The following is a 6,000-nucleotide window of genomic DNA, read 5'->3' on the forward strand; positions in this document are numbered from 1 at the left end:
CATGCCTCACTTGCCGTATGATGCAAGGAACACCCGCACGCCGGCTGCGGCGTGCCGCCGAAGCGTCGCCGGATTCGGAATCGATTCGTCACCCAACAGCATGGCGCTGTTCAATGGCTCGCCCATAATCAACCAATTGAACTGGGAAGCGACGGCGGCCGGATCATCGTTACGTCGACCGGCGGGACCAAAATGCTGATCGCCGGCAACGCGCTCTATCTGGCGAGCAAGGGAACGATCGAGCAATTGGTGCGCACCGTGGCCCAAGAAGTCGGGTCGCGTCCGAGTGGGAGTGAGGGGCGGGAGTTTCATCCCGTTCGCGAGCAGCACTTCGAATGTCGGCCTCATGTGGACGCGGTCGGCCCCGGCCTAACGTCAAATCCGTAGACCTCGGCGTCGGCGGCTTGAGGAACCGCGCGGCGGCCACGGCGTTCTGAGAGCGTGAGCCATCACAGCAAGGAGCACGCCATGGCGCTGCGGCCGGCACGCTATCGTTGCACCCGCGGGCGCCTAAGTCATTCGGAAACTAGACGAACATCATGATGACGATCAGCACAAGGCCGCCGATCAGCATCGGCAACAGACTGTTGTCCGGCTCGATACCAGACTCAAACTGCCTTGTTATCGGCATCGGCTTATCGTTCTTCTTTGGTTCAACCATGGCTCGTCTCCGTGCGAGAAAAATCGGGTGCGTCTGGCAAAAGGGACGACGCCTGCGTAGGTGACTGTCACGACTGTCTGCTCCGTTCTCAAATCGATCCGGCGACAAGGTGGTGCGGCTCTTGATCGCTAGCGCCGCAACATTTTGTCTCCGATCGTAAAGAGATGTCGACCTTACCCGACGCTTTGCGCCACGCCGGAAACTTGGAGTGGTGACGGCTTGCCGAGGAAATCTTGAGGCATCAGCGTGATGTCGGCCAGCGTGTAGCGGTCAAGGGTGCTCTGGAAGGAGGCGATCGCTTCGCCAAACATGCTTGAAAGCTTGCAGGAGCCGGTGAGCACACATTGGTTTCCCGTGGCGTAGCACTCCACAACCGCGAAATCCGGCTCGGTCAGCCGTATCACATCGCCGATTCGGATCATCTCGGGCCGGCGCCCTAGAACAAGACCCCCGGAACGGCCGCGGACCGCCTTCAGGTAACGTCCGCGTGTCAGGGTATTGGCGACTTTGTTGAGGTGTGTCTTCGACACCTTGAAGGTGCGAGCAGTCTCCTCGATCGTGATCAGGCGATCGCCGGCGGATGCGGCGTACATCAGCATCCTCAAAGCATAGTCCGAGAAGTTGGTCAGCCTCACCGGCGGTTCCTCTCTTGGGTTGGCGTGCTGTTATGGGAACCACTAACAAACCAATTCGGCATCACAGGTCTTTCTCGACAATAGGTTCGATGCCAATCGTAGTCTCGCCACGGCTGAAGGCGACCGCGAGACGGAAACTGTGAGCGATGCGCAACGCGCGCTCCATAAAGAGCGCTGCCACCTCGGGCGGGCAAATGCGACGTACCGTTGCGCGAAATAACTTTAACCAGCGACGGAAATGCGCCTCGCCGAGATCGGCTATGGCCAGGTGTGGCGGTAGAGGCCGGCCTTCATATCGCGAAGTCCGAAGTAGCGTCGCAGACCAGAAGTCGCACATCTTTGCCAGATGCTGCGGCCACTTGTCGGGCTCAATCCGGTCATGGAAGATGGGGCCAAGAATGTCATCACGACGAATTTCGTCATAAAAACCGTGGACCACGCCGCGGATCATTGTCTCATCGAGCACATCCGGCAACAGGACGCCGTCGATGATGATAGTTCTCCTAGTCCGACCTTTCTCACTCATCTGGACGCTCCTGTTTTTTCCCCATGCGAGTGGGCTCAAGCCTTGGGTTCGCTCCTCGATGGATGCGACATAAAAGATATATTGTCAATCTATGTTATGGCGCGACGAAGCACACATGAAGTGGGAATCCGAAGCTGAAACGGATCTGGATGGCTCAATCCGCTGGTGGCGAACCTCCGGTTATCTCTCGGATTGACTTCACGGGTGCAACCAACCCCTCCGGCCGCTCGTTGACTTTGGTGCTGTGTGAGAGTTCTCCCTTTGGCCGTTCGATGCCGTCGACCTCGATACGCAAGTTCGACTATGACCCTAACAACAGGGTGCTCTCGGTTTGGTTTGTCGCCAGCGGGAAGCATTACGAGTTCTCGGACGTACCGCCTGAGAACTTTACCGCGTTCAAATCTGCCTTCGCCAAAGGCCGTTATTTTAACGAGCACATCCGCAATCACTTCCGATACCGCCTGGTCGAACCTGCGAGTTTGAAGGACTAGGAATCGAGCTCCAATGCATCATGGCCGGGCTGTTCGTGCCAGATGACCTGCCGCAGATCGCGTTTATCGACTGACTGGCCGCAAATCGGACAGGCGTAAAAGTGCTCCTGCGCAGGTACTTGCTTGCCGTCATGCCGGCGACCGGCGATCGGCGGCCCTAAATCCGAAAGTCTTGTCACCGGTTGCCCAGTGCTTTTGCTTCGCGCTCCAGCGTCTCTCGGTCGTTGCCGTGATTTTTGATGAGTTCCCTAACCTCGGGAATCGTAAGGCCAAATTTGCTAGCGAAGTAGCCGACTTCATATTCCTGGTCGCCAGACACCCGGTCGCGGTCGCGGAAATCACTTTTGCTCTTGTCGTCTCCCATGGCCTATACCTCCTGTTTTCACACGATAGAAGAAGGGCGCCGAGGTTCCGCAAGCTATTCTCGAACTTTCACCCGCGATGTGGCTGAGATGTCAGTGATGGCATCGAAATCTACAGTGACAAGGCCACCACCATCGATACGAACGGTGACTTTTCCATCCTCTTCATCGACATGCGTAGCAAATCCGCTGATTTCAACCTTCTGGCCCGCATTGGCCCTCTTCGGCGTGTCAATGGCAAGCGGGAAATTATACGAGGGAATGCTAACGCTCGACACGCCGTCATCCATCACTTTCAGGATGGTGGCCTCTAGCGTAATCGCGTCGCCAACTCTCGGAACTCGGGCCATTTTATCGCTCGTTTGATCGCGGTAGTGATTGAAACATGCAACTTGGCTAAAATGTTCCGGAACCGATTGCAGGCTCGCGGCTTGAGTCGCGGCTTTGTGAGTCTTGTGCATGCCTTTAAGGTTTGTCGCGCCTTTGATGCCGACCCTAGTGGAGAAGCCTCCCGAGGGCGAAGTCTGGATTCACGAGGTGAAGTTCGACGGCTACCGTTCGCAGCTCATCATCGATGAAGATGGGACCAGGATCTACACGCGCAACGCCACGACTGGACTGCCAATACCGCGACCTCGTGAAAGAGGCCAAGAGCCTTGGCGCCCAAAGCGCGATCGTGGATGGCGAAATCATCGTGTTGAAGGAGGCGGGACTGTCGGACTTCGGCGAACTGCGCGAGGCAATCACCCGACGACAGCACGGCCTCTATTTCGTTGGTTCGATCTGCTCCACCTCACCGGCCACGATCTACGTGACATGGCGCTGGAGGAGCGGAGAGAGATACTGGCCAGCATGATTGAGCCGGGCGGACGCATCCAATTCAGCGAACCGCTGCCGGGCGAAGCCGAGGCCATCTATCATCCGCTTGACCAAGCCGGCCTTGAAGGCATGGTGTCGAAGCGGCGCGACAGCAAATACCGGAGCGGGCCGTCGACCAACTGGCTCAAAGGCCAAGTGCTATTCGATCGATGAATACGAACTGCTCGGGGTCGAGCTGGAGGCGGGCAAACCGGCGTTCGCTCTGAGCGCGGCACCGGGCGCTACGTGGGCAGCGCTTTCGTCACCTTGAACCGGGAAATGCGCGAACGGCTCTCGAAGCTCGTCCAGGAGCACCCAGGGACGGCACCCAAGGGGATGAAGCGGCCCGGCGACGCAGTGGGTCAAGCCGGGGCTGATCGGGCGCGTGAAGCACTCGCGCGGCGAGGAAGACCTGCGGCATGCCTCGTTGCAGGACTTCCGGGAACAATGAGCAAGCGCGGCAATGATTTTCTTTACCATTGGATATCGGATCATTTATCGGACGATCCGATCATCGACCCAGTGCTGCTGGTGATCGAGATCGCCGTGGACGCGAAACAGGCGGCGGAGAGCCAAGGCATTCCCGGGCAAGAGATCGATGAAGAAATCGGCACGATATACAAATTCATCATGCAGGGTCTACGCTGACAGGAGCAGCCAAACAGCACGAAGCGGAACTTAATATCGCCAGCCAAATTGGTTCACCATGGACGCAGGACGAAATCCCGAACGACTGATGCCAAGACCGCAAGGGCGTATTGATATTGGCCGCTGCCTTGTTGCTCGCGACTGGCAGCTTCGCCGGCTGGTGAATCATATTTCGATGAGCGCGCGTCGGCATCAACTTTCTCGACAATTGATGTCAGATCATCTGCCCGACGCCATGACCGACGATCCCGTGGCCATCAGCGATCTTGCAGACGAGGCGATGAGGACAGCCGACAAGGCAGGGATTCCCGCCGCTGAAATCAACGAAGAAGTCAGGAGCGTGCTTGAGGCCTTTTTCGATGCCATGCAGCATCGCGCTGGCGGCTTGGCAGACTGATGGCCGCCGCGATATATAGGGGAATGAAAAGCCGGCAAACGTCGTCTCGGGGAAGGCGTCGCCGGCAAGTGGCAGGCCGGGGTGGGTGGGGGGTGGACGGTAGCCTGCCAAATCATCAGCGCCGGCACTATGATCTCAACTGATCAACTTAGCTAGTGATAATTTAGCGCGATCCGACTGGTCTCAGATTTGCCGGGACAAACTGCAGAGCGCTCGGCCCGGCCATGCGGCCCGACACCCTTTTGACAGAGGGGATGCCAACAAGGCGCCGGGCCCAGCCGACGAGCTGTCTGCGGAACTCGCCGGTCATGCGCTGGTCGGTTGCGCCCTACAACCGGGCAAACTTGTCGAGATGCAGGCGTATCCGCTGGCCTTCCGCGAAGGCTAGGGCGTACGATTCCAGTTCGAATGATCGGGTTAGCCCGGATATCTCACACAGTCTTCCGGCGCGAGGCTGGCGGCAGCGATTTTGCCGGCGCTTGAGCTGCGGGCAAGGGATGTCCGCCGCTTGGAGCGGTTGGTGTGGTTCGGCGCTGTTTCCTTGCTGTTGACGGGAGGGGTGGATCGGGCCGTTCAGGCGGCGGCTGCCGAGAGCCGGGCATAGGTCAGGGCCCATTCGCGCTGGAAGGGGCAGGCGGAGTTCATGGCCAGCTTGATGCGACGCACCGAGACGCTGACCAGGGCGCCGATCTTGAACAGCTTGAGACGGATGGTGGCGCAGCTTGCCCTGGCGAGCCGTGTATCCACCAGGCCGATGCGGCGCAGCGCGCAAATCAGCACATAGGCCATCGAGGCGAACCAGAGCCTGAGCTGGTTGGCGCGCAAGGTGGCGGCCGAGGTGCGGTCGGCGAACAGGTCGAGCTGGCATTCCTTGATGCGGTTCTCCATCTCGCCGCGGGCGCAGTAGAGGTCCTCGTAGAGGCATTGCGCCGGCCAAGCCTCGGCCTCGAGCGAGGTGACGACAAAGCGCGGATTGGCCTCGCCTTGCGTCCACTCGGCCTTGGCCACGACCCGGCGCCGGCAGCTCCAGCTCTTGCGCGTGGTCCACAGGAAGTCCTTGAAGCGGCGGGCGGGCCGGCTGGTGAGGGCACTTTCTGCCTTGGCCTCCTCCAGTTCAGCCGCGATGTGGCGGACCAGCCGAACATTGCGGGCCAGACCGAACAGGTAGTCGACGGCGTTGGCCTCGCACCAGGCCATCAGCTCCTGACGGGCGAAGCCGGAATCGGCGCGCAGCACGATGCGGACCTTGGGCCAGCGCTGACGCAGCTGGCGCACGATGCGCTCGATCTCCTGAACCGCGCCGGCGGCCGCGTCGATGTTGGCGGGCCGCAGCTTGGCGCACAAAAGGTGATCGCCGCAGAAGATGTAGAGCGGCAGGTAGCAGTAGTTGCCGTAGTAGCCGTGGAAGAACCGCCCCTCCTG

11 protein-coding genes are annotated in these 6,000 nt (G+C 59.5%); 4 read left to right on the forward strand and 7 right to left on the reverse strand.

Annotated features, from left to right (window positions below; all coding sequences use genetic code 11):
- Window positions 1-6 precede the first annotated feature (6 nt).
- The 4 genes from NKI38_RS19375 to NKI38_RS19390 form a co-directional block, all read right to left on the reverse strand.
- On the reverse strand, window positions 7-246 hold the full coding sequence (locus NKI38_RS19375) for a TetR/AcrR family transcriptional regulator C-terminal domain-containing protein (protein ID WP_352659792.1): 240 nt from the start codon (window positions 244-246) through the stop codon (window positions 7-9).
- 280 nt (window positions 247-526) lie between these two features.
- On the reverse strand, window positions 527-661 hold the full coding sequence (locus NKI38_RS19380; protein WP_352659793.1) for a hypothetical protein: 135 nt from the start codon (window positions 659-661) through the stop codon (window positions 527-529).
- Between the two features lie 173 nt (window positions 662-834).
- Window positions 835-1,296, reverse strand: a complete 462-nt coding sequence (locus tag NKI38_RS19385) for an RrF2 family transcriptional regulator (RefSeq protein WP_352659794.1) — start codon at window positions 1,294-1,296, stop codon at window positions 835-837.
- A 61-nt stretch (window positions 1,297-1,357) separates the two neighbouring features.
- On the reverse strand, window positions 1,358-1,822 hold the full coding sequence (locus NKI38_RS19390) for a group III truncated hemoglobin (protein ID WP_352659795.1): 465 nt from the start codon (window positions 1,820-1,822) through the stop codon (window positions 1,358-1,360).
- Window positions 1,823-1,971: 149 nt separating this feature from the next.
- Here NKI38_RS19390 and NKI38_RS19395 point away from each other — a divergent pair, with 149 nt between their 5' ends.
- Entirely contained in the window at window positions 1,972-2,313 is a 342-nt protein-coding gene (locus tag NKI38_RS19395) for a KTSC domain-containing protein (RefSeq protein ID WP_352659796.1), read from the forward strand.
- Window positions 2,314-2,488: 175 nt separating this feature from the next.
- Here the strand turns inward: NKI38_RS19395 and NKI38_RS19400 are convergent, their stop codons facing one another.
- Both NKI38_RS19400 and NKI38_RS19405 read right to left on the reverse strand, forming a co-directional pair.
- The gene (locus NKI38_RS19400; RefSeq protein WP_352659797.1) at window positions 2,489-2,677 is read right to left on the reverse strand and encodes a DUF3606 domain-containing protein; all 189 of its coding nucleotides are present in this window, start codon (window positions 2,675-2,677) and stop codon (window positions 2,489-2,491) included.
- A gap of 54 nt (window positions 2,678-2,731) precedes the next feature.
- Entirely contained in the window at window positions 2,732-3,136 is a 405-nt protein-coding gene (locus NKI38_RS19405; protein ID WP_352659798.1) for a hypothetical protein, read from the reverse strand.
- 25 nt (window positions 3,137-3,161) lie between these two features.
- On the opposite strand from NKI38_RS19405, the gene NKI38_RS19410 reads away from it, so the two are divergent.
- The 3 genes from NKI38_RS19410 to NKI38_RS19420 all read left to right on the forward strand — a co-directional run bounded on the left by NKI38_RS19410 (window position 3,162) and on the right by NKI38_RS19420 (window position 4,578).
- Window positions 3,162-3,707 (forward strand): ATP-dependent DNA ligase, encoded by a 546-nt coding sequence (locus NKI38_RS19410; RefSeq protein ID WP_352659799.1) that lies wholly within the window; start codon window positions 3,162-3,164, stop codon window positions 3,705-3,707.
- A 273-nt stretch (window positions 3,708-3,980) separates the two neighbouring features.
- Complete coding sequence (locus NKI38_RS19415) at window positions 3,981-4,181, forward strand: hypothetical protein (RefSeq protein WP_352659800.1); 201 nt, start codon at window positions 3,981-3,983, stop codon at window positions 4,179-4,181.
- A gap of 88 nt (window positions 4,182-4,269) precedes the next feature.
- The gene (locus NKI38_RS19420; RefSeq protein WP_352659801.1) at window positions 4,270-4,578 is read left to right on the forward strand and encodes a hypothetical protein; all 309 of its coding nucleotides are present in this window, start codon (window positions 4,270-4,272) and stop codon (window positions 4,576-4,578) included.
- Between the two features lie 573 nt (window positions 4,579-5,151).
- Here NKI38_RS19420 and NKI38_RS19425 read toward each other — a convergent pair.
- A partial coding sequence (locus tag NKI38_RS19425) for an IS1380 family transposase (protein WP_352659802.1) occupies window positions 5,152-6,000 on the reverse strand: 849 nt, incomplete at its 5' end.

Origin of the sequence: Mesorhizobium sp. M0621, from assembly GCF_040320745.1 — a bacterium.
Classification (GTDB): domain Bacteria; phylum Pseudomonadota; class Alphaproteobacteria; order Rhizobiales; family Rhizobiaceae; genus Mesorhizobium.